Annotated in this window: 15 protein-coding genes; 2 read left to right on the top strand and 13 right to left on the bottom strand. The window is 74.1% G+C overall.

What is annotated here, in order from left to right:
- Nucleotides 1-217 precede the first annotated feature (217 nt).
- The 3 genes from KM842_RS01165 to efeU are packed head-to-tail and all read right to left on the bottom strand — an operon-like array spanning nt 218 to nt 4,378.
- The gene (locus KM842_RS01165) at nt 218-1,486 is read right to left on the bottom strand and encodes a Dyp-type peroxidase (protein ID WP_253206188.1); all 1,269 of its coding nucleotides are present in this window, start codon (nt 1,484-1,486) and stop codon (nt 218-220) included.
- Nucleotides 1,483-2,715, bottom strand: coding sequence for an iron uptake system protein EfeO (efeO, locus tag KM842_RS01160; protein ID WP_216260146.1), 1,233 nt, complete (start codon nt 2,713-2,715; stop codon nt 1,483-1,485). Before efeO ends, KM842_RS01165 begins: the two co-directional genes overlap by 4 nt.
- The gene (efeU, locus tag KM842_RS01155; RefSeq protein ID WP_216260145.1) at nt 2,702-4,378 is read right to left on the bottom strand and encodes an iron uptake transporter permease EfeU; all 1,677 of its coding nucleotides are present in this window, start codon (nt 4,376-4,378) and stop codon (nt 2,702-2,704) included. The genes efeO and efeU overlap by 14 nt, the downstream gene beginning before the upstream one ends.
- 70 nt (nt 4,379-4,448) lie before the next feature.
- Here efeU and KM842_RS01150 point away from each other — a divergent pair, with 70 nt between their 5' ends.
- The gene (locus tag KM842_RS01150) at nt 4,449-5,258 is read left to right on the top strand and encodes a trimeric intracellular cation channel family protein (protein WP_216260144.1); all 810 of its coding nucleotides are present in this window, start codon (nt 4,449-4,451) and stop codon (nt 5,256-5,258) included.
- 235 nt (nt 5,259-5,493) lie between these two features.
- Nucleotides 5,494-6,132 (top strand): TetR/AcrR family transcriptional regulator, encoded by a 639-nt coding sequence (locus tag KM842_RS01145; protein ID WP_216260143.1) that lies wholly within the window; start codon nt 5,494-5,496, stop codon nt 6,130-6,132.
- A 49-nt stretch (nt 6,133-6,181) separates the two neighbouring features.
- On the opposite strand, the gene KM842_RS01140 is transcribed toward KM842_RS01145, so the two are convergent.
- The 10 genes from KM842_RS01140 to pstA form a co-directional block, all read right to left on the bottom strand.
- Complete coding sequence (locus KM842_RS01140) at nt 6,182-8,530, bottom strand: transglutaminase TgpA family protein (protein ID WP_216260142.1); 2,349 nt, start codon at nt 8,528-8,530, stop codon at nt 6,182-6,184.
- A gap of 28 nt (nt 8,531-8,558) precedes the next feature.
- Nucleotides 8,559-9,893 carry a DUF58 domain-containing protein gene (locus tag KM842_RS01135; RefSeq protein ID WP_216260141.1) on the bottom strand — a complete coding sequence of 445 codons (1,335 nt, stop codon included), beginning with the start codon at nt 9,891-9,893 and terminating at the stop codon, nt 8,559-8,561.
- Nucleotides 9,893-10,885, bottom strand: a complete 993-nt coding sequence (locus KM842_RS01130) for an AAA family ATPase (protein WP_437124536.1) — start codon at nt 10,883-10,885, stop codon at nt 9,893-9,895. The genes KM842_RS01135 and KM842_RS01130 overlap by 1 nt, the downstream gene beginning before the upstream one ends.
- A gap of 158 nt (nt 10,886-11,043) precedes the next feature.
- The gene (locus KM842_RS01125; RefSeq protein WP_253206320.1) at nt 11,044-12,048 is read right to left on the bottom strand and encodes a glycosyl hydrolase family 18 protein; all 1,005 of its coding nucleotides are present in this window, start codon (nt 12,046-12,048) and stop codon (nt 11,044-11,046) included.
- A gap of 78 nt (nt 12,049-12,126) precedes the next feature.
- Nucleotides 12,127-12,990 carry a phosphate ABC transporter ATP-binding protein gene (locus KM842_RS01120; protein ID WP_216260139.1) on the bottom strand — a complete coding sequence of 288 codons (864 nt, stop codon included), beginning with the start codon at nt 12,988-12,990 and terminating at the stop codon, nt 12,127-12,129.
- A 124-nt stretch (nt 12,991-13,114) separates the two neighbouring features.
- Nucleotides 13,115-14,116 carry a sortase gene (locus KM842_RS01115; protein WP_216260137.1) on the bottom strand — a complete coding sequence of 334 codons (1,002 nt, stop codon included), beginning with the start codon at nt 14,114-14,116 and terminating at the stop codon, nt 13,115-13,117.
- Between the two features lie 67 nt (nt 14,117-14,183).
- Complete coding sequence (locus tag KM842_RS01110) at nt 14,184-16,241, bottom strand: Ig-like domain repeat protein (protein ID WP_216260136.1); 2,058 nt, start codon at nt 16,239-16,241, stop codon at nt 14,184-14,186.
- A gap of 67 nt (nt 16,242-16,308) precedes the next feature.
- A complete protein-coding gene (locus tag KM842_RS01105; protein ID WP_216260134.1) occupies nt 16,309-18,924 on the bottom strand; it encodes a hypothetical protein in 2,616 nt (871 codons plus the stop codon).
- Nucleotides 18,921-20,615, bottom strand: coding sequence for a phosphate ABC transporter substrate-binding protein PstS (gene pstS / locus KM842_RS01100; protein ID WP_216260132.1), 1,695 nt, complete (start codon nt 20,613-20,615; stop codon nt 18,921-18,923). Before pstS ends, KM842_RS01105 begins: the two co-directional genes overlap by 4 nt.
- Nucleotides 20,612-22,009: a phosphate ABC transporter permease PstA gene (gene pstA / locus KM842_RS01095; RefSeq protein ID WP_216260131.1), complete on the bottom strand. Its 1,398-nt coding sequence runs from the start codon at nt 22,007-22,009 to the stop codon at nt 20,612-20,614. The genes pstS and pstA overlap by 4 nt, the downstream gene beginning before the upstream one ends.
- Nucleotide 22,010: the final 1 nt, after the last annotated feature.

Genomic DNA, 22,010 nt, shown 5'->3' with positions numbered 1-22,010 from the left:
CCGACGCCGGACGCGACCCGCACGGCGCACGGCGCCCACCGGTCCGCGTGACCCGGACGGTCGCTCGGTCGTCACGACGGCACGCGGTACGATCCAGGGGTCGCGACACGCGATGCGCCGCGCTGGGTCGCTGGACGGTGGTTCCGCCCGCTGCGACTCCGCGACGCGGGTGTCCTCCGCCTCCAGGGAAACGGCGGAGGGCACCCCCTCTCCCCCGTCAGCGGAAGAGCTGCTCCGCGACGTACGAGCCTTTGCGGGGCGCCGGCGGGACCGCGAACACGGCCGAGCCGATGTGCGCGATGTACTCGTTGAGGCGGTCCGACGCCCCGAGCTTCCGCTGCAGCCGCGTGAAGTGGTCCGGGTCGTTCATGTACGCCACGAACAGCAGCCCGGCGTCGAGCTGGCCGTACTGGTTGAGACCGTCCGTGTAGTTGTAGCCGCGGCGCAGGATCTTCACGCCGCCGTTCGCCTCGTGCGCGGCGAGGGCGACGTGCGAGCGGGGGTCGATCGCGGGCGCACCGTGCGCCGTGGCCGCGAAGTCCGGGGTGGTGTGCTCCCCGCCGCCGGACAGCGGCGCTCCCGAGACCTTCGTCCGGCCGAAGACGCGCTGCTGGTCGCTCACGACGTCGGCGTCCCAGATCTCCAGGTTCATCCGGATCTTCCGCACGACCTGGTACGAGCCGCCCGCCATCCACCCGGCGTCGGACCCGAGCCAGACGAACCGGTCGTGCTCGGCGTCGCCGGTGACGTTCCGCGTGCCGTCCTTGAACCCCATGAGGTTGCGGGGCGTCGCCTGGGTCGGTCCGGCCGAGGCCCGGCCGAAGCCGAGCACGGTCCATCCCACGGTCGCGCTCCCCCGGGCCATCCGGGCGAGGTCGCGGACCGCGTGGTAGGCCACCTGCGGGTCGTCGGCGCAGGCCTGCAGCGAGAGGTCGCCGCCGGTGAGCCCGTCCTCGAAGCGGTCGCTCGGCAGCGCCGGCAGCTCGGCGAGGGCGGCGGGCCGTCGGCTCCCCAGCCCGAAGCGTCCGTCGAACACCCCGGGGCCGAGGCCGACGGTCACGGTCAGCGACGCCGGCCCGAGGTCGAGCGCCTCGCCGGTGTCGGCACCGACGCCGTCCCCGTGCGCGGGTTCGACGCTGCCGACGGTCCGTCCCGCCTGCAGCTGCGCGATGGCGGCCGACCACCGGGCGAGGAGCACCTGCAGTTCCGCCGCGGTGTCGACGGTGAGGTGGAACGTCATGAAGACGCAGTGGCGCTGCGGGTCGGTGCGGATCCCGCCCTGGGGCTGTCGTGCCGCGGTCGCGTAGAAGGGGTGGCTGCGGGAAAGGTCGAGGGACTCGTCGCCGTTCGCGGCCGCCGTGAACGGGTCGACCCCGCTGGCCGCCGCGGAGCCGACGATGCCCGCCGCCGCCCCGACGCCGGCACCGGCCGCCGCGAGCCCCGCGCCGAGGAGCCCCCGACGCGACATGCCGTGCTGGTCGTTCACGCGGTGGCGACCTTCTCGGCGAGCCGGGACAGCGGGTCCTGGAGCGCCTGCACCTGCTGCGAGACCGCGTTGGCGTGCGCGGCCCGGGTCGCCGCGTCCCACGTGGTGAAGCCGCCCAGGTCGTCGGCGTCGCGGAACCCGTCGAGCAGGGTGTTCGTCGCGTCGAACTGCTCCGCGATCTGCTCCGTGAGGGCCGGGTCGAGCTTCGTCAGGCCGGGCTTGAGGGACGCGAAGGCCTGCCGGGAGCCCTCGACGTTGGCGGCGAGGTCGACCAGGTCGATGTGGCTGTACGCCTCTTCCTCGCCGGTGATCTTGTTGGACTGCACCTCTTCGAGGAGGCCCGCGGCCCCGTTCGCCAGGTCCTCCGGCTTGTAGTCGAGCGTCGGCACGAGCTTCGCGAGCAACTGCACGTCCTCGGTCAGGTGCGCGGCGGTCTGCTCGGTCGACGCGGTGATCTTCCCCGCCTGGAACAGGTCCTTCTCGACGGCGTGGAACCCGCTCCAGCCGACGGCCGGGTCGAGGTTCGAGGCGCGCATGTCGATCAGGTAGTCGAGGTTGCCGGCGTTGTCGGTGGCCGTGAAGCCCTTCTCGACGAAGCCGTCGACGTCGCTCTCGACGTGCTCGTAGAACGGACGGGCGTTCGCGTAGTCGGTCCTCGCCGCGTCGAGGTCGCCGGCGTCGATGTCCTCCTGCAGCTGCTGGACCGCGGCGACCATGTCGGTGACCTGGCCGTCGACGTAGGTCGCGTAGCTCTTCGCCCCGTCGCGGAGCAGGGTCGAGGCGCTGCTGTTCGCGGTGGACGCCGCCGTGCCGGTGACGGTGAAGTCCGTCAGCTCGGTCTCGGCGCCGGGGCAGTACACCTGGTACTTCCCGCCGGTCAGCGTGGCGGTGAAGCGGACGGCGTCGAGGCCGGGCGCCAGGTTCTCCTTCTCGCCGAGGATCCGCTGGTCCTGCAGCAGCTCGACCTCGGTGATCGCGGTCGACGACTCGTTCTCCACCGTGAAGGTGACGGGGCCCGCGGGGACCTTGGTCGAGGACACCGCACAGGCGTCCTGCCCGTCGTCGGTGAGCGTGATGGTGACGCGGGAGACCTTCGCGTCGCCGGAGCCGGAGCCGCCGGCCTCGGTGGGCCCATCGGCGCACCCGGTGAGAGCGAGGGCGACGACGGCGCCGAGGGCGCCGAGGGCGCCGAGCGTGATCAGGGGTCGGACGGGCTTACCGGAGGACATGGGCGGTGCTCCTTGCAGGGTCCGCGGCCGGAGGGCCACGAGCGGGGACGGGTTCGGGGGTGGGAGTGGTGGGGAGTCGCCGGCGACGGCGGTCACGGAGGGCCAGCAGCGCCTGGGCGGCGGCGGCGACGCCGAGGGCGATCGGCAGCCAGGCCTTCCAGAGCAGCAGGTCGGCGGACCGCGCGTCCGCTGCGGCCACCGAGGCGGCCGACCGCTCGACGCGGGCGTCGGGGACGGACCAGACGATGCGGTCCAGGGTCGTGGTGCGCGCGGACGGGAGGCCCCCACCGCTCAGCGTCAGCACCTCGCGTTCGTCGCGGGTCGCGTCGAGGACCCCACCGCGGATCGTCCACAGCGTCACCGTGTCGCGCACGGCCCAGCGGGCCGCGAACGGACCGGGGTTCGTCGACGGGGACACCCCGACGGGCAGGCGGCCGAACAGGGTGACGAGGTCGTCCAGGGTCAGCGTCGACGGACGGTCGGCTCCGCTCCCCTGCGCACCGGTGCCGTCCCGCACGACGCGCCACCGGTCGGCGGTCACGCCTGCGCGGGTGACGCGGCGGTGGGCCGACGTCGGCAGGGCGATCCCCACGGTCTCGGCCGTGCCGTCGCTCCGCAGGCTCCGCGACGCGCCGGGACCGGACCGCATGGGCCCAGCCTCCTGGCCCGTCCCGGTGCCGGTCACCCGCAGGACGCCGGTCGCACCGTCGACGCGGGCCGAGACGGAGCCGGCACCGCCGCTGACCGCGGTCGTGCGGGGCAGGTCGACACCGCCCGTCGGCACGGCGACTGCGAGCACCGCCGCGGCCACGGCGAGTGCACCGGCGACGACGGCGCGCACCCGGGGCACGCGGTCCGGCGACGGACGCCAGGCGCGCGGCCAGAGGGTCAGTGCCAGCACCGGGACGACGTACAGGACCCAGCCGAGGACCTCGACGACCCGCGGGTCCGGCGGGATGCCGAGCACCCCGGTGACGAGGGCGCCCTGCACGGACCCGTTCGGTGCGAGCCAGGACAGGTCGACGGTGCGCTGCTGGCCGACGACGATCCACCCGGCCTCGTGCGCCCGGCGGAGGACGGTGAGGACGAGGCCCGCCGCGACGAAGACCAGGAAGACGCCGGTGGCCGTGAAGAACCGGCCGAGGTCGAGCCGGACGCCGCCGGTGTAGATGCCGTACCCGACGACGACGGCCGCGGCGATCCCGACCACGGCGCCGAGTGCGGCGAGTCCGGTGTCGCTCGACGCCTGCAGGGTGGCGAGGAGGAAGACCGCGGTCTCGAAGCCCTCCTTGAGGACGGCGAGGAAGGCCATGCCGGCGAGCGCCCACGCGGTGCCCCGTCCGACGGCGGCCGACGCGCTGGCCTCGAGCTCGCGGCCGAGCGTGCGCGCGTGGGTGCGCATCCAGACGATCATCCCGGTGACGAAGACGACGGCGACGATGCCGATGACGGCCTCCATCGCCTCCTGCTGCGCCTGCGGGAGCGCCTGCTCGACGGCCTGCAGCCCGAGCCCGACGGCGATGCTGAAGAGCACGGCGACGCCGACCCCGGTCCACATCGGCGCGAGCGGGACGCGGTTCCGGCGGAGGAACGCGGCGATGATGCCGACGACGAGAGTGGCTTCGAGGCCTTCGCGGAGACCGATGACGAGTGTGGCGAGCATGACGAAGGTGAGGCTAACCTAACCAGCGCTCGGCCCGCCAGCCGGGGGCGGGTGCGCTTTGATGGTCCTCATGAACCTGCTGACCGTGGACGGCCTGGCGTCCGTGACGAACGTGCTCGACCTCGCCGGGGTCTTCGCGTCCGCACTGCTCGGCGGGTCGATCGCGCGGACGATGGACTTCGACCTGTTCGGGTTCCTCGTGGTCGGGTTCGTGTCGGGGCTCGGCGGCGGTCTGCTCCGCGACGTGCTGCTGCAGAACGGCCCGCCCGTCGCCCTCACCGACCCGCTCTACCTGCCGGTCGCGGTCGCCGGGGCGCTCGTGGCGTTCTTCGTGTCGTTCTCCGAACGCACCTGGGACCGGCTGTTCACGGTGCTCGACGCGGCCGTCATCGGCTTCTGGGCGGTCGTCGGCGTGCAGCGCACCTTCGACGCGGGACTCGAGTGGCCGGCCGCGGTCATCATGGGCACCGTGACGGCCGTCGGCGGCGGGGCGATGCGGGACATGCTCCTGCGCCGGGTCCCCGCGGTGTTCGGCGGCAACGCGCTCTACGCCACGGTCGCGGTGGCGGCCTCGCTCGTGATGGTCGTGGCGTCGTGGCTCGGGTCGCCGTCGATCGGGATCCTCGTCGCCATCCTGCTCTCGCTCCTGCTGCGCTGGGGTGCCGTGCGACGCGGGTGGGGCCTGCCGAACGGCCGCAACTGGCAGCCGCAGTCCCGCCTGGCGTCGCTGCTCCGTCGCGGTCGTGGCCGGGGACGCGGGCTCCGCCTGGCCCGACCCGACGCGGTCCGCCTGCTCCGTCGCCCCGGACGCCGGGCCGGCGCCGGCAGCGTGCACACCGACGCGGACGCGCCGATTCCCGCGGACCCCGACCAGGACTGACCCGGCACTGGGCACCGCGTGCCGGCCGTCGTACACTCGGTACCGCCGGGTACCGAACCGGCCGCACCACCACGGACAGCGCACCGACGTGACCCGAGAACGCCGGTACCGACCGTGGCGAGCGGGTACGAGGGGTCACCGTTCCGCGCGAGGTCAGACGCACGGCACGGCTCCCCCGCCCCGCGCTCCACCCCGCCAGCCGCCGCACCGCCAGCAGAGCCCGGAACAGGTCCTGATGACCGACGCACCCACCCCGGAACTGTCCGGGCAGCACGAGGACCGCGCACCGTCGGTCCCCCGCACCCCCCGCGCCGAGGTCCGCGAGCGCCTGCTCGCCGCCGGTGCCCGGGTCTTCGCCGAGCAGGGCGTGCACGAGGCGCGGCTCGACGAGATCGCCGCCGCCGCGGGCTTCAGCAAGGGTGCCGTCTACTCGAACTTCGCGTCGAAGGAGGACCTCGTCGCGCAGGTCATGCAGCGCGCCACGAACACCGTGCTCCACTCGCTGCAGGAACTCGTCGGGACCGACGTGACGCCCGACCGCATCGGGGACGTCGTCCGGGCAGCGTTCGACCGGCACGACCAGGCGGCCCAGTTCGCGCTGCTCTCCGAACTCCGGGGGTACGCGATGCGGCACCCCGAGTTCCTGCCCGAGTTCGTGCGGCAGCGGCGGCACCTGCAGGACGGCGTGCGCGACCTCGTCCACACCTGGTTCGGCGCACATCCCGAGGTCGACCCGGGCATGCCGCTCGACGTCTTCGCGGTGCTGCTCATCGCCGCCAACACCGGGATGGTGTTCGACGCGCCGGCCGTCGACGGCACCGACCCGGGCGAGGCGGTCGCGGCCCTGGTCGAGGCGGTGGTGCGGCCGCGCTGAGCCGCCGGCGTGCGGCCGCAGCCCGCCGTCACCGCAGCCCGCCGTCGCCTCAGCCCGCCGTCACGCGGGTGCCCCGTCCCCGCGGCGGGCGGTCGGCCGACGGCAGCAGACTCGGCGGGAACAGACGCGACCAGACCACCTGGCGGCGTGACACCGATGCGTCCAGGGCGGTGCGCGCCTCCCGGACCGCCGTGCCGAGCGCCTGCGGATCCGCCGGCTCGGCGGCCGCGTACCGTTCGCGGTCCAGCGCGTCCACGACGGACCGCAGGTGCGGCAGCACCGACGCCGGCACCGACGACCGCAGCCGGCCGTACGTGGCGCGCGCCGTCCGTGCGGCCGCCGCGGCGTCCCCGGGCGGCGGCGCGTCCGGGGCGAGCCCGTGGTCGGCGAGGTCGTCGAGCAGCTCCCGCCACGCGGTCGCCGCGGGCTGGTGCCCGGTCGCGATCGCGGCCAGGCGACGGCGGCGCCGCCAGCCGCGGACCAGTGACGGCGCGGCCAGGAGCGCCAGGGCGACGAGCAGCCCGACGAGCACACCCCACGGCGTGGAGGCTCCCCCACCGCCGGTCTCGCCGGCCGCGTCCGCGCCGGCGGACGCGCTCGGGGTGGCGCTCGGTGACGCCGAGGGCGCCGTCGTCTCGCCGGGCGCCGGCAGCGGTGTCGCCGCCGAGGCGGACGGCGTCGCGGAGGCCGACGGCTGCGACTGCGCTGCGGCGTCCGAGTCCGGGGTCGGCTCGAAGGCCACCCAGCCGGCCCCGCGGATGTACAGCTCGGGCCACGAGTGGAGCTGGCGGTTCGAGACCGTGTACTGGCCGTCCTCACGGGCGGCGCCGGCCCGGTACCCGACGGCGATCCGTGACGGGATCCCGAGCGTCCGGGCCATCACCGCCATCGCCGAGGCGAAGTGCACGCAGTAGCCGGAGCGCTCCTGCAGGAACCGCGCGACGACGTCCATGCTGTCACCGTCGTAGCCCTGCTCGACCGGCGCCGTCTCGGAGTAGGTGAACAGGCCGCTGCGGAACCACTGCTCGAGCGCGCGGCCCTGCTCGTAGTCCGAGGTCGCACCCGCGCGGACCCGGCCGGCGGTGTCGCGGATCACGGCGGGCAGGTCGTCGGGCAGTGTCGTGTCGATGCGCAGCTGCTCCTGCGACGGGGCGCGGAACGACCGGCCCCCGTCATCGTCCAACCGCCCCGCCGCGGCCACGGCGTCGAGGTACGGGTTCGCCGTCACCGATGCGCCGTACGCCTCGTAGGTCGCTCCGCGCGCGGTCGCCGGGCCGGTCGAGCGCACGGTGTTCGCCGACCCCGACCAGCGCCACTGCCCGAGGTCGAGGTTGGTCGACTTGGACTCGATGGACATCGCACCGGAGGGCAGCGGCAGGTAGTTGCTCGACAGGCCGGTGATCTGCACGGTCACGTCGCCGCGGTCCGCGAGCCGGGGGTTCACGCCCTCCGCCCACCGGGCCTGCTCGGCGGTGTCGGCGGTCGAGGCGTCGGTCACGGTCGGGACCCAGTCGCCCGTGCCGAACTCGTCGAGGTCGGCGAGCTTGAGGTACTGCGGCTGCCCGTCGGACGAGCGGTACCGGAAGACCTCGAGCTCGTTCGGGCGACGGAGGTCCTGCCCGAGCTCGAGCAGCGTGCCCGGACGGCCCGGCTGGATCGGCGACCGGATCGCTCCCGTCACACCCGACAGGAAGCCCGCGTCGAGCGGCACGAGGGTGGGCAGCCCGACCGCGACGACCAGGCCGATCGCCCCGACCACGACGGCCGGGAACGCGCGTTGCACCGGCCGGACCGAGGTCCACAGCAGCGCCAGGAACGCCAGCGCGGTCAGGACCACGAGCCAGGTGGACGGTGCCTGCCCGGTGATGATGCCCGGTACGAGCAGGATCACGAGCGCCGGGGCCGCGGCGAGGGCGGCCGTGGGGGCGACGGCGGCGAGGAACAGGGACGCCCCCGCGACCCAGGCGATCGCCACCGTCACGACGAGGCGGACCGCGTCCGACTGCGGCAGCGGCGCGGGGTTGAGCCGGATGGACGCGAGCGTCTGGCCGAGCGCACCGCCCTGGTCGAGCCAGCCGAGCGGGCCGGACCCGTTGACGAGCGCCACCGCGCAGGACCCGAGGACGAGCGTGGCGACGAGCGCGACGAACCGGACGCCGCGCGGGCGGGTGCGGACGGCGAGCACGACGACGACGAGCAGCGCGACGAAGACGACGCCGGACACCCACCACGCGACGCCCTGCACGAGCGGGCGCATCGCGAGGGCGGCCAGGAGCACGGGGACCGGCGCGAGCGCGACGACGCGGGCGGCGGGGGCGTCGTCGGGCAGGTCGTCGCGGTCGAGGACCTCGCGCACGTCCACCCGGGGACGCTGTCGGCTCGGGCTGGTGGCGGTCATCGGCGGTGTCCGTCCGTGCGGGGTGCGGTCATCGGCGGTGTCCGTCCGTGGTGGTGCCGGGCACGGGGACGACGACGACCCGCCACCCGGCACGGTCGAGGATGCCGCGGACGACGGGGTCCGGTGCGGTCACGGTGGCCAGCACGCCGCGGCTCGACCCGTTGGTCGCGGAGACGAGTTCGGCGGCCTGCTCGGCGGTGCAGTGCCCGGTCACGACGGCCGTCATGCCGTGCACGTCGCGGCCGCGGACCCCGTGCAGGACCTCGGTGACGTGCCGGGCGTCGCTGCGCACGTGGACGTCCGCGAGGCCGACGAGCACCTCGGACAGCCCGCCCGCGTCACCGTTGTGGCGGACGTCCCCGCCCGGCCCGTCGGTGACCAGGACGACGCGTGACGTCCGCGCCGCCAGGGCCCGTGCGACGCTCGCCGCCACGACGACCGCGTGCTCGAAGGCCTGGTCGCCGCCGAGGTCCGCCAGTTCGGCGAGGTCGTCGCGGCCGAGCTGCTGGTACGCCTCGCGCCGTACGTCGAGCGCGACCACGGCCTCCGGCGGCTGGGCCTGCGTCGTCTGCCGCACGTGCAGGACCCCGCGCTTCGCGCTCTGTCCCCAGTGCACGCGACGGATCGGGTCGCCGGGGCGGTACGGACGGAGTTCGCTGTCGTCGGCCGAGCCGCCCTGTCCGACCCGGCCCTCGTCGGCGGACACAGCACCGGCCAGGGCGCCGGCGTCCAGGCCGGACATCGGGGTCGAGCCGGGCACGACGACGACCTCCTCGGCGGCGACGACCGGGCGGTCGATGCGGAGCAGACCGAAGGCGTCCTCGACCCGGACGGTGGCCGGTCCGACCAGGCCCCGACCGCGGCGGATCGCGAGCGCCTCGACGTCGAGCACCGCCGGCGGGGTCGCCGGCCCGATCGTCACGAGGGCCGCCGCCTCGGCCGTGCTGACGAACAGGTCGTCGAGCTGCTCGCGGACGAGCAGCGTCGACCGCGGGGCGAACCGGACGCCGGAACCACGGACCGTCACGCGTCCGCGGTAGACCTCGCCGACCTGCACGACCACGCGGGGCGCCTGCCGGGAGGCGCGGAGCGGCGCCGCCACGGCGAGTGCGGCCACGACGCCCAGCACCACCAGCACGACCAGCAGCAGTCCGGCGGACACGGCGACACCCATCGACGCGACGAGCCCGCCGCCGACGAGGCCGAGGCCGACCGCGAGGACCGTCCAGCCACGCACGGTCGGACGCGGGAACGGCGTCCGCCGCAGCATGCCCGTGCCCCGCCGGCCGTAGCGGGCCAGCACCGAGCCGACGGCACCGGCACGGCGCGAGAGCCGCCGGGCGACGGGCCGATGGTCGGTCATCAGGACCGGACGGGCGTGGCCGTGAAGGGCACCGCGGTGTCGGCGACGATGCGGACGACGATCTCGCGGGCGGTGTCCTCGGCCGACCCGCCGAGGCCCCGGGCGACCGGCACGAGTCGGTGCGCGAGGACGATCGGTGCGAGGGCGGCGACGTCGTCGGGGGTCACGAACGGACGGCCGGCGAGGGCCGCGTACGCGCGGGACGCCTGTGCCAGGTGCAGGGTCGCGCGGGGGCTCGCGCCGAGGAGCAGGTCGGGGTGGGTGCGGGTGACGCGGACGACCTCGACGATGTACGCCTCGACGTCGGCCGCCACGTGCACGGTGCGGACGGCGGCGATCATCGCGCGCAGGGTGTCGACGTCGACCACGGGGCGGAGGTCGGCGAGCGGGTCGTGCGCACCGCGGGCCGCGAGCATCCGCCGTTCGGCCTGGGGGCTCGGGTACCCCATGGCGATGCGGGCCATGAACCGGTCGCGCTGCGCCTCGGGCAGCGGGTACGTGCCCTCCATGTCGACGGGGTTCTGCGTCGCCACGATCATGAACGGCGACTCGAGCGGTCGGGTGACACCGTCGACGGTGACCTGCGACTCGGCCATCGCCTCGAGCAGCGCCGACTGCGTCTTCGGGCTCGTGCGGTTGATCTCGTCGCCGATGACGACGTTCGCGAACACCGGGCCGGGCGAGAACCGGAACGTGCCGGAGGACTGGTCGTAGATGTTCACCCCGGTGACGTCCGACGGCAGCATGTCCGAGGTGAACTGGATGCGGTTCACCGAGCCGCCGACCGAGGCGCCGAGGGCCTTCGCGAGGACGGTCTTGCCGACGCCCGGGACGTCCTCGACGAGCAGGTGTCCCTCGGCGAGCATCACGGTCAGGGCGGTCCGGATGGCGTCGTCCTTGCCGTCCACCACGGTCGCGACCGACGCGACGATGTCCGCCCCGGCGTCCTGGATCCGGTCGATCGGGAAGGCTTGGTGGGTCAGTTCCGGCACGCAGGTCTCCTCGCCGCTGGGTCGATGTGCGGTGATGCTACAACGGCTCGCCGACAGCAACCGGAGGATGCGTCACCGAACGCGCCGGGCGGACGGGCGGCGCGGACGGACCGGGCGGCGCGGACCGGGCGGCGCGGACCGCGCGGCGCCGGCCGGGTTCAGTCCTCCGGCAGCGGCGACAGGTTGAGCGACCACAGCGCCACCCCGTGCACGCCGAGCTCGCGGGCGAGGTCACGGCGCACGGCGTACGAGCGGGCGTCCGACCAGTGCAGCTCCCGCCCGTCGTCGAGCGTCGCGGACCACTCCCCGTCGCGCTCCGACCACTCGGCCCGGTCCCCCGCCAGGTGCGCGGCGGCGGCGGCAGCAATCGGGGCGCTGTCCGCGCCGGGCCCCCACGCGTAGCCGTACCCGGCGACGCCGACGTCGATCCGCTCGGCGGGGACGCCGCCGTCGATCGCGGTGCGCACGGCCTTCCGGGTCCACGGCAGGGCGCCGACGGTGCCCGGGCCGCTCCACGGTCCGTGCTGGTCGTAGGTCATGAGGACGACCCGGTCCAGGTGCGGGGCGAGGTCGGCGAGGTCGTACCCGCGGGAGCGGTACTCCGCCGGGTCGGTCGAGGCCATCATCGCGATCGACACCTCGGCCCGGTCGCCGAGCCGGTCGTGCACGGCCGTCCGCAGCTCGGCCGCGAAGGACACGAGGCCGGACCGGTCCTGGTCGCGCATCGACTCGAGGTCGATCTGCACGCCGTCGGCACCCAGGCGGTCGGCCAGGTCGACGAGCTCCCCGACGACGTCGGCCCGGTTCGACGCCGAGGAGAGCAGCGCGGTCGCCGCCTCGGGCGAGAAGTCCCCGATGGTCGCCGAGTAGTTGCTGAAGAGCAGTTCGGTCGTCGCGCCGGCGTCGGCCGCGGCCCCGACGAGTTCGCCGAGGCCCTCCGGCGCGTCGAGCAGGTGGGTGCCGTCGTCCGACAGGCCCGCCCCGTCCACGCCGATCACCGTCGCGCCCCGGTCCACCGCGGTGCGGACGCGCTCGAGCGCGCCGCCGCCCGGCTCGACGTAGCCCTCGACGCCGCTGCCGGAGGCGGCCGTGCCGGCGCTGCAGCCCGACAGCAGGAGGGCGGCGACCGCCAGGGTCGCCGCGGCCGTCGTCGTCCGTCGCATCACCCGCTCACGGTAACCGACCTGGAGGCGCGGGTCGGGCCTCCAGGTCGGGTCACCACCGACGCGGCGCGCGTCCGCCTACCCGAACCGGCCGTTGACGTAGTCCGAGGTGCGCGGGTCCCGGGGCGCCTCGAACATCGCCGCGGTGGGGCCGTGCTCGACGATCGCGCCGGGCGTGCCGGCCTCGGCCAGGAAGAACGCGCAGCGGTCCGAGACCCGCTGGGCCTGCTGCATGTTGTGCGTGACGATGACGACCGTGACGTCGCGTGCGAGCTCGGTGATGGTCTGCTCGATCCGGCGGGTCGACGTGGGGTCGAGGGCGGAGCACGGCTCGTCCATGAGCAGCACGCGCGGCCGGACCGCCAGCGACCGGGCGATGCAGAGGCGCTGCTGCTGTCCGCCGGAGAGCCCGCCGCCGGCCTGCCGGAGCCGGTCCTTCACCTCGTTCCAGAGCCCCGCCTTCGTCAGGGTCTCCTCGACCAGGTCGGTCTTCGCGGCCTTGTCGAGCTTGACGCCGGTGAGCGCGAGACCGGCCAGCACGTTGTCCGCGATGCTCATCGCCGGGAACGGGTTCGGCTTCTGGAACACCATGCCGATCTGCCGACGCGCCTCGGTGATGCGCCGGGAGGCGTCGTAGATGTCGACGTCGTCGAGCAGGACCTCGCCGGCGAGGGACGCGGTCGGCACGAGCTCGTGCATGCGGTTCAGCGTGCGGAGGAACGTGCTCTTGCCGCAGCCGGACGGCCCGATGAGCGCGGTGACCTGGCCGGCCGGCATGGTCAGGGAGACCCGGTCGAGGACCTTGTGGTCGCCGAACCAGGCCGAGACCTCGCGGGCGTCGAGGGTGGCGGGGGCGATGGTCGGGATCGCCTCGGTGGTGGTGCCGTCGTCGGGTGCGAACCAGCTGTCGAACTCGTCGGCCAGGGTGGCGGTGTCGGTCATGGTGGTCTCTCAGTCGGGGGCGGCGGCGCGGGCGGGGGTGTCGGCGCCGGTGGGGGCTGCGGCGCGGGCGGCGGTGTCGGCACCGGCGGGGGCGGGCGCTCGTGCGGTCACGTCGGGTGCCCGGTCACATCAGGTTCGGGAGCAGGAGGGTGAGCTGCGCGGCGGCGGAGAGCCCCACCGCGAGCACGACCGGGACGGCGACGACGACGGTCTGCCGGCGGCCCCACAGCCGCATCCCGACCGCGAAGAGCGCGACCATGGCGGCGAGCACGATGAGCCCGAGGGTGAGGAACGGCCAGACCGTGCCGTCCCCCGCCATCGTCAGTTCGCGGGGTTCGAGACTGGAGTAGCCGAACGCGGGCGCGGGGGTGGGGGCGGCATCGGACACCAGCTCGGCGTCGACGCGCACGACGGTGTCCGGCAGGAACGGCAGTCCGGCTCCCGACACGAGCGTCAGGCGTCCGTCGCCCGCCGACATCGGGGCGGGGACGGGGTCGCCGGTCCGCCGCACGTCGGTCACGCGGTAGCGGGCGGTGCCCTGTCCGGTGGTGGCGGTCACGACGTCGCCGCGGCGGAGCTCCGCGATGCGACCGAACGGTCCGCCGTAGGCGGTCTGCCGACCGTAGACGACGCTGGCGCCGGCCTGCCCGGGCAGCGGGGTGTCGCGACGGTGGCCGGGCCCGGAGCGCGTCACGTCCGAGGTCGTGCCCTGGAGGACGACCGACCGCAGACCGATCGCCGGGACGCGGAGGATCGCGACCGGGGTGCCGTCGGCGACCAGGCGGCCGTCGGGGCCGGTCTGCCCGACCGGCGCCGTCGCGTTCGCGAGCTGGAAGCGCAGCGCGTCGAGGGCGAGCTGCTGGTCGCGGACGTACGACACCTGCGAGACGCCGATGAACTGGAGCGCGAAGCCGACCAGGAGGAGGCCCACTACGACGACCGCGGATCCGCCGAAGCGCCACCGGTCGGGCTGACCGAGGACCGGCAGGGCGCGGGCCGCGGGGCCGACGGGCTCGGGCGACCAGCCGCTGGTCGGACGGCGGACGGCCGGGCGGCGGAGCGTCGGGCGGCGCAGGAGCGGCCGTCGTCGGCTCGGCCGGCGGCGCCGGGAGGGGGTGCTGGTCATCGTCTCGTCCATCGGGAGGTGGGGTGTCCGGCCGGCCGCGGGTGCGGCCGGCCGGACGGAGGGGGTGTTACTTGGTGACCTTGAGCGACGCCGTCTTGCTGGTGCCGTTCCAGGTCGTGCTGCCGCTGTACGAGACGGTCAGCTTGTGGGTGCCGGCCTTGAGCTTGGGCAGGGTGACCGTCACGCGGCCGTCCTTGCTCGAGACGGTGCCGGTGGCGAGCTTCTTGCTGCCCTCCTTGACGGTGACCGTGCCGGTCGGGACCGAACCGGAGCCGCTGACGGTGGCGGTGACCTTCGCCTTGGCGGACGCCTTGACCGACTTCACCGAGTTCACCTTGAGCGTCGCGGCGCCCTTGGCGGCCGTGACGGTGCCCGTCGTGCTCTGGGCGACGTTGCCGGACGCCGCACCCGTGTAGGTGGTGGTGAAGCGGTACGAGACGGCCTTCGGGACGAACGAGATCGTCGCGGTGCCGGCGGCGGTGACCTTCGCGGTGCCGAGGGTTTGCGTGCCGTTCCGCAGCGTGACGGTGCCACCGGCGGCGTCGGCCCCGGTGACGGTCACGGCGACCTTGGCGGTCTTGCCGACCGTGAGCTTCGGCACCGTGACCGACACGGCGGTGGCGGGCGTGACCGTCACCGACGAGGCGCCCGAGGTGCTCGAGGCGACACCGGCGAGCGACGGGACGAAGAGCGCCGTGAGCGACGCGGTGCCGGCGGGCAGGGTGACGGCGGCGGTGCCGGTCGTCGCGCCGCGGGCGATCGTGCCGGTGCCGACGAGCTTGGTGCCGGAGAAGACCTTCACGCTGCCGCCGCCGGCGCCGAACGACTCGACCGAGACCGATGCCGACACGGGACGACCGGCCGTCGCGCTCGCCGGGACGCTGAGCTTCGTGGTGCTCGGCGACGCGGTGATCGAGCGCAGCTGGTCGTAGCCGCAGGTGGTCGAGGGGCTCGTCGCGGGCTCCGGGAGGAAGCCGTAGGCCGCGATGGTCGCGGTCTGCTTGCAGACGAGCGAGTCCTTGCCGACGAAGGTCTTCGCGACGGCGCTGGACGGGTCGTCGGCCAGCCGCGACGGCACGATGTTGTAGACGTCGCGGACGAACCCGGCGTAGGCCGGGTTGGTCGCGTGGGCCGTGCCGCTGCCGGTGGTGGCCGGGGCCTGCTTGCCGTCGACGACGCTCAGCGGTGCGAGCACCACGCCGTGACGACGGTCCTTCACCGAGCCGACGCCGTTCGCCTGCGCGACCCACTGGCTGACCGAGAACGGCGCGAGGGCGAGCGTGTTCGCCGTCGTGCTGTCGACGATCGCCTGACCGTTGTGCTCCTCGATCGGCTGCCCGTCGACGGTGTCCGAGACGAACGGGCTGGTCGCCGTGAAGCCGGAGGCGTCGGTGAGGCCGAGCTTGCCGAGGAAGTAGCTGCGGGTGCCCGAGCCGAACTTCGGCAGGAGCGGCTTGATCGCCTTGGCGGTCGTGCCGTCGGGGCCGGTGACGCCCGAGCCGACCGAGTTGTACGACCCGTCGGCGTTGAAGTAGGCGTGCGTCACGTCGCCGCGGTACACGTTCCACAGGGTCGGGGCGGTCTTGGCCTGCGTGCCGTCGCCGACGAAGAAGGGGACCGACGCGAGCTTGCTGCCCGGGGCGTAGGCGACGTCGACGGCATCGCGGGCGAACGGGACGTAGGCGACGACGCCGTCCGACGCGGTGCTGGACGGACCGCTCGAGGAGCGGGCGAAGTCGAGCTGGCCGACCACCGAGGAGTCGACCGTCGTGCTCGTGCCGTCGGCGAGCGCGACGCCGGACTTGCTGGCGATCGCACCGATCGAGACGAGGAGCGCGTCGCGGCCGGCGCCCGAGCCGGAGACGCGCGGGATCGCCTTGCCACCGGGACGGGTGACGACGCTCGGGCCGGCGTTCGCCGCGTCGTACGAGGCGATCGCGTTGCCACCCACCGACGCCGCGACGCCGTTCATGACGTCCTGCGTGGTGTCCGAACCGAGTCCGACGAGGGTGCCGAACGCGTTGCCGGCCGGATCCGCCTGGGCGGCCGGCACGGCGAGGGCACCGACGATCAGGGCGGTCGCCCCGAACGTGACGCCGATCTTGCAGAAGGTGTTCGCCTTCATGGCTGGTGGTTCCTTTCGTGGGTTCCGACGCCGCCCAGGTGGCAGCTGTCGATGGGGTGGAACTCGGTCACACGTGGGCGGCGGCCAGCATCGCCAGCCTCCGGCCACGGCGGATCAGGAACGGACCGATCCCGAGGGCCGGGACGCCGGCTCCGAGGGCGGCCGCGAGACCCATGCGGGTCGCCGCGAGCGGTTGGTCCGTGGTGCGGTGGTCGGGCCCGTCCGCCGACGCCGGGGCCTGGTCGACGTCGTTGGTCGACGGTCTCGGTGCGGCGGGGAGCTCCGGGGTCGTCCCGACGCCGGTGGCGCCCGGTCCGGACGCGGACCCGCCGGTCACGGCCGGTGGGTCTGCGACGCCGGAGGCGGTGGGCGCCTCGGCGCCCGGGGTCGCCGACGGCGCGGGGGCCGGGGCGTCGGGGCACGCGGTGGCCACGGCGGCCGTGTCGAGGAGTCCGGCTGCGGTGACCCGCGCCCCGGTCACCGCCGCGGCGGCGAGGGGCACGTACCCGGCCGGCAGTTCGCCCTGCCGCTCCCCCGGCACCTGGCCGCGACCGACCGCGTAGTCGATGAACGCCGCGTAGGCACGGCGCTCGTCCGGGGATGCGGCGCAGACATTGACCGCCGCGTAGCTCAGCATCGACAGCGGGTAGGCGCCCGGGGTGCGGTCCGCCGGGTCCGCCGCGACGACGCCGGGGACCGACGAGGGCCGCATGGTCGCGATGCCCGCGGCCACCGCCTCCGCCGTCGGTGCGACCGCCTCGCCGGCGCCGTTGACGATCTTGGCGGTCGGCAGCCCGTACCGCGCCGCCGATGCGGCGTCGGTGATCGACAGGACGAACCGCGCCCCCGGCACCTGGGCACCGAGCGACGTGTAGCCCTTCGGCTGCCCGAACGGGTTCCAGGAGTCCTTCTCGTTGGGGTCCGCCTTGAGCGTGCGGTAGGCGCCCTCGTGCATGTCGTTCATGTACGGCCGCATGTCGAGCGTGCCGTAGCCGGTCTCGTCGGGGTCACCGCCCTTCGCGATCGTCAGGTCCGCCTTCGGGAAGCTGTCCGTGCTCGTGTCCGTGGCGAGTGCCAGCGACCGGTACGCCGGGTTGATCCGCATGCCCCACTCGTCGGGACGGCCGTCGAGGAACGCGGCGGCGACCGGGTCGGACCGCAGCCACGACCACACCCGGGCGTTCGCGTCGGCGTTGCCGAGCGCCACCATCAGACCGGCGGGCGCGGTGTCGCTCTTCGACCCGACGAACGTGGGGTTGAGGGCGAGGAATTCCGGGTCGGTCACCAGGCTCGCCGCGTTGCCCTGCACGGTCGCGTCGCCGCTGCCGCGGCCGGGGACGTCCGCCTGGTACGACTGCGTCAGCAGCTTGGCGACCAACCGTGCGTCCAGGGTCAGGTCCAGGGCCTGGAGGCCGTCGCGCACCTTCGCGGGTGCGTCCGGGTACAGGCGGTAGTCGATGGTGAAGGCGATCACGATCGCGGACTGCGCCACCGGCGCGTACCGGATGCTGGTGCCCTTCGCCGCCTGCTCGTCGAGCGGCTTCGTCACGAGGGCGAGGCGCGACGACCCGTCCACGTCCGAGACGATCTGGCTCGCCGCCTCCCCGTCGCCGATCTGCGAGAAGCCGTACGTCGTGCCGAGGCCGCAGAGCGCCGGCTGCCACGCGGTGACCGCCTCGGTGACCGTCTCCGACCCGACGAGCCGCTCCTCCGCGTTGCCGATCGGGCAGGACTGCGCGACGGACTGGAACGCGAGCGGGAAGACGACGCGGTTGCGCCAGGCGGACGCCGACAGCGGCGACCCGGTGACGCGCCCGGCCGCGGTGGAGTCGGCGGGGGTGCCGTCCAGGTTGTGCGAGCCGCGCGGGACGATGACGAGCCAGCAGGACCGGGGCCCGGTCCTGCTGGCGACGGTGGTGTCCTGGCCGCACCCGAGCTGGGGCGCCTCGAGACCGGACTGGGTCTCGAAGGTGACCTGCCCGGTGCCGTCGCTCGCGGTGCGGGCGGCCGTGACCTCGTTCGACGTGTTCGCGTCGAACTGCTTGGACAGCTCGGTGGACGTCTTCGCGAGGGTGCCGTCGACCGCGCGGAACGGCATCCGGTAGGCCTTGAGGAACGGGTTCTCGACGGGCGGTTCGAGCATCAGGTCCGGGTCGGCGTGGTCGCCGACGAGGGTCGCGTCCTGCACCGGGTCGTCGCCGCGGACGAGGTCGCGCTTGGCGGCGCCGACACCGGTGCGACCGCTGACGGCGGCGGACGGGGCGCCCCACACGCACTGCTGCGGGGAGGGGCCGGTCGGCTCGTCGCCCCAGCACTGCATGACCTGCATGTAGTCCGTGGCGTACTCGCTCGGCGACGTCGGCTTCGCGCCCGTCCAACTGACGGTGATGCCCTGGTCGGTGAGGTCCTTCGTCTGGCTCACCGTGAAGGTGGTCCCCGCGAACGCCTCGGCGTCCGGGTCGGTCGTGCCGCCGTCCGGGTCCGTGGTACCGCCGTCCGGGTCCTGCCCGGCGCCGATGGCGGCCTGTGCGTCGGTCCACGTCTGCGTCACGGCGGAGCTGTCCGTCGGACCGGTGGCCGAGGCGGGTGCGGTGACGACGAGCAGGGACCCGGCGATCGTCGTGGTCACGACGCCGAAGGCCAGCGCGGCCGAGCCGAGTCGGACGAGGTGGTGGTTCTTCACTTCCGGAGCCTCCGTCGGGAGATGAGCACGCCGATGAACGGGGGCAGCAGGACGAGTGCGAGGAGTGCCGCGACGGCGACGAGCATCAGCGTCTGCCGGGGGCTCCAGCCGTCGAGGGCGTCGACCGACACCGGCAGGGCGGCGACGTTCTGGCAGACGCCGCTGTCGGCGTCGCACTGCACGGGTGAGCCGTTGCCGACCGTGTTCGCGGCGACGCCGGAGCCGCCCGACCCGCCGCCGCTCCCGCCGGAGAGCGCCTCGCCGCCGGAGCCCGAGGACCCCGAGCCGCTCGAGGAGCCGCCCTTGCCGGAGCCCGAGCCGCCGGAGCCCGCGCTGCCGCCGCCGGACGTGCCGGCACCGCCCGACGCGCCGCCCGTGGTCTGGGTGGGCGTCTCGGTGGTCTTCGCGCCGCCCGTGCCGATGGTGCACTGGGCCGCGCCCTGCTTGTCGCACGCCGGCGGTTGCGGCGCCTTGTTCGCCAGGGTGTTCGAGCCGTCCGCCGAGAACGTCGGGTTGTTGCACTTGCCGATGTCGATGTCCTTCGCGACGGCCCCGGGGATCCGTCGCACCTGGTCGAGACCGGCCTGCACCAGGTTGATCGGCAGCGGCGAGTACCCGAGCACCTCGGCCTGCTGCTGTCCCTCGCAGAGGAAGTAGTAGTCGAAGGCGGCGAGCGTCTTGCCCTTCGCCGGCGTCAGGCTCGCGTCGGTGGTCGTCGGGATGACCATGTAGGAGTACGACGAGAGCGGGTAGGCGCGGGCGTCCGCGTTGTCGTACACGCCGTCGAGCACCTGCGTCAGGTACGACGAGGACTTCTCGTCCTGGTTGATCTTCGCGCCGAGGAGCCCGACCGCCACGTTCGAGGCCGTCGGCTCGACGTAGTAGCCCGCCTTGTTGAGGACCTTCGCGACCGGGTACCCGGTCTTCAGCGCGTACGAGTACTCGACGTACGTGATCGTGCCGACGTTCGCCTTCTGGGCCACGTAACCCGACACGCCCTGCGAGTTCGGCTGCGCGATGAAGCCCTTGCCGGGGACCGTCGGGTAGTTCGACGTCACACCGCACGGCAGCGGACGGCCGGCCTGCTTGCAGTAGGCGTTCCACTCGGCGGGGTACTTCTTGCTCAGCCAGGTGGTGAACTGCGCCGTCGAGCCGGAGCCGTCCGACCGCACCACCGGCACGACCGGGCGCTTCGGCAGCTCGAGGCCGGGGTTGTCGGCCTTGATCGCCGGGTCGTCCCAGCTGGTGATCTTCCCCGTGAACACACCCGCGAGCACCGGCCCGGACAGGCGCAGATTCGTGATCTGCTTCCCGCCGGAGCTGAGGTTGTACATGAACGAGGTGCCACCGGCGACGACCGGCATGTAGGCGTAGCCGACCGTCGGGGGCGTGTCGGTGACCCCGCCGTCCTTGATGCCGTACGGGATCTCCGAGACGGCGAAGTCGACGGTGCCGGCCTTGAACTGGTTGCGGCCGTCGGACGACCCGGTGCTCGCGTACCGGACCTTCATGCCGTACTGCTGCACGTTCACCGCCCACTGCTGGATGGCGACGGAGCTCCACGAGGAACCGGCGCCCGAGATGGGCACGTAGTTCTCGGCCGCGCTCGCCGCGGTGGCGGGCAGGGTCGTGAGGGCCAGCACGGCGGCGGCCAGGAGCGCACCGAGTGTGCGTCTTCTGCGGGTGGTCACGAGGGGTCCTTCGGGGAGGAGTCGGTCGGGCGGGGGGCGAGGCGGTCGACGTGGTGGTCGACGAAGCGGCGGACGGCGTGCGCTGCGGGGGTGGCGGCCGCGATGCCGCGGCCGACGAGCCGACCGACGGCACGGAGGCGCTGGTTGCGTCGTTCTCGGGTGGCCACCGTCTGCGCGCCGATGACGCGGGCGATGACGAAGAGCACGAGGACGAGCGTCATGAGGACCGCGGCGGCGCCGAAGCCGCGCGCGATCATGTTCGGTTCGGGCGACTTGACGAACTCGAAGATCGCCAGTGGCAGCGAGATCATCGGGCCGGAGGTCGGGTCGATGTTGAGGTCTGGCGCGTACCCGGCGGTGAGGAGCACGGGGCTGGTCTCGCCGATCCCGCGGGCGGTCGCGAGGATGATCGCCGTGACGAGCCCGGACCGGGACGTCGGCAGGACGACCCGCCACACGGTCTGCCACTGCCCCGCACCCAGGCCGATCGATGCCTCCTTGAGCGTCGCCGGGACCAGACGGAGCACGACGTCGGCGGACCGGATCATGATCGGCAGCATCATCACGCTGATCGCGAGCGAGGCGGCGAAGCCCGACTTGTCGACGCCCAGGCCGACGATGACGCTGGCGTAGATGAACAGGCCGGCGACGATCGAGGGCAGGGCGGTCATGGCCTCGACGATGGTGCGCACGAAGCGGGCGAACGGCCCCGGCACCTCGGTCAGGAAGAGGGCGGTGGTGATGCCCAGCGGGACGGTGATGACGAGCGCGATCGAGATCTGGATGAGCGACCCGACGATGGCGTGCAGCACACCGCCCGACGTCATCGGGTCGAGCGGCCCGGTGAGCGCCATGTCCTGCGTGTAGAAGTTGAGGTGCGGCAACGCCTTCGTGGCGCGGACGACGCTGAACCCGACGACGAACACGAGCGTGGCGACGACGACGAACGCCAGCGAGTGGACGGCCGCCGCCACGACGCGGTCCCGCACGACGGCGGCGTTCTCGCTGGTGGCGACGAGCAGCGCGTAGAACACCAGGAACATGACGTACGCGACGGCGGCGAAGGCGATCGGGCCGGACACCGGTGCGAGTGCCGTGAACACCACCACCGTGACGGCGAGGGACGCCAGTGCCGCGCCGACGTGGCAGAGCACGTCGCTGATGCGGGTGCCGTTCACCCGGCGGAGCTCGGGACCGGGGGCCGGTCCGGAGGCCCGCTCGGCCGTGGGCAGGACCGTCCCGGCCCCGGCACCCGACGGCTCCGACGCCGTCACGGGACTCGTCGGCACGGCGGTGCGCGCGCGGACGGTGGGCAGGGGTGTGGTGGCGCCGGTGGGCACGGCTGCGACGGGAGCGGGAGCTGCGGCGGCGGGTGCCTGCGTGGTGTCGGTCATG

Source organism: Curtobacterium sp. L6-1 (genome assembly GCF_018885305.1).
Taxonomy (GTDB): Bacteria; Actinomycetota; Actinomycetes; order Actinomycetales; family Microbacteriaceae; genus Curtobacterium; species Curtobacterium aetherium.
The sequence above is the reverse complement of the archived record's forward strand: the minus strand, read 5'-3'. Positions and strand labels throughout refer to the sequence as shown.